Source organism: Streptomyces sp. NPDC001450, from assembly GCF_053597295.1.
The window spans coordinates 1-1319 of the sequence record NZ_JBSFHY010000149.1 but is presented as its reverse complement, the minus strand read 5'-3'; the positions used below and the strand labels follow the sequence as shown (position 1 = coordinate 1319).

General features: G+C 65.5%; 2 protein-coding genes. Both read right to left on the bottom strand.

From position 1 onward, the window contains the following. On the bottom strand, nt 1–926 hold a 926-nt coding region (locus ACWC5O_RS45465; RefSeq protein ID WP_450781400.1), incomplete at its 3' end, for an alpha-amylase family glycosyl hydrolase. Next, a partial coding sequence (locus ACWC5O_RS45460) for a DUF3459 domain-containing protein (RefSeq protein ID WP_450781398.1) occupies nt 923–1319 on the bottom strand: 397 nt, incomplete at its 5' end. The genes ACWC5O_RS45465 and ACWC5O_RS45460, both read right to left, overlap by 4 nt.

The following is a 1319-nucleotide window of genomic DNA, read 5'->3' as shown; positions in this document are numbered from 1 at the left end:
ATCTCGGAGACGGGGTAGCGGGACTCGCGTCGGACGGCCATGAAGATGCGGGGCATGACGGGGAAGTGGAAGGCCATGTGGCATTCGTCGCCGCCCGACTGGTAGTCGCCGAAGTAGTCGACGACGTCCTCGGGCCACTGGTTGGCCTCGGCCAGCAGGACGGTGTCGGGGTACTGGGCGTCGATCTCCTTGCGCACCCGCTTCAGGAACTCGTGGGTCGCCGGCAGGTTCTCGCAGTTGGTGCCCTCCTGCTGGTACAGGTACGGCACGGCGTCGAGGCGGAACCCGTCGATACCGAGGTCCAGCCAGAACTTCAGCGCGGAGATCATCTCCTCCTGCACCGCGGGGTTCTCGTAGTTGAGGTCCGGCTGGTGCGAGAAGAAGCGATGCCAGTAGTACTGCTTGCGTACGGGGTCGTACGTCCAGTTGGAGGCCTCGGTGTCGACGAAGATGATCCGGGCGTCCTGGAACTGCTTGTCGTCGTCGGCCCAGACGTAGTAGTCGCCGTACGGACCGTCCGGATCCCGCCTCGACTCCTGGAACCACGGGTGCTGGTCGCTGGTGTGGTTCATGACGAAGTCGATGATGACGCGCATGCCGCGCTGGTGGGCGGCGTCCACGAACTCCACGAAGTCGGCCAGGTCACCGAATTCGGGGAGGACGGCGGTGTAGTCGGAGACGTCGTAACCACCGTCCCGCAGTGGTGACTTGAAGAACGGCGGCAGCCAGAGGCAGTCCACACCCAGCCACTGCAGGTAGTCGAGCTTGGCGGTCAGACCCTTGAGGTCGCCGACGCCGTCACCGTTGCTGTCCTGGAAGGAGCGGACGAGCACCTCGTAGAAGACGGCGCGTTTGAACCACTCCGGGTCCCGGTCCTTGGCGGGAGTGTCCTCGAAGGTGTCCGGGACGGGCTCGTTGACGATCATATTGTGGGTGACCCTCCGATCTGCGGGGTGGACGGTCGCAGAACCGAGAAGACATGCGCGGGCCTACGGCCCGGTTCGAGTCGCACATAGTTGGCCCTGCCCCAGTGATAGGTCTCGCCGGTGAGCTCGTCGCGCACCGGCACCGACTCGTGCCATTCCAGGCCGAGTTGCGGCATGTCCAACGAGACCGTGGCCTCCTGGGTGTGGTGGGGGTCGAGGTTGGCGACGACCAGAACCGTGTTCGATCCGCTCCGCTTCGAGTAGGCGATCACCTCGTCCTTGTCGGCGTGGTGGAAGTGGAGGTTCCGCAGGCGCTGTAGCGCGGGGTGGCGCCGCCTGATGTCGTTGAGGCGGGTGATGAGGGGGGCGAGGGTGCGGCCCTCGCGTGCGGCG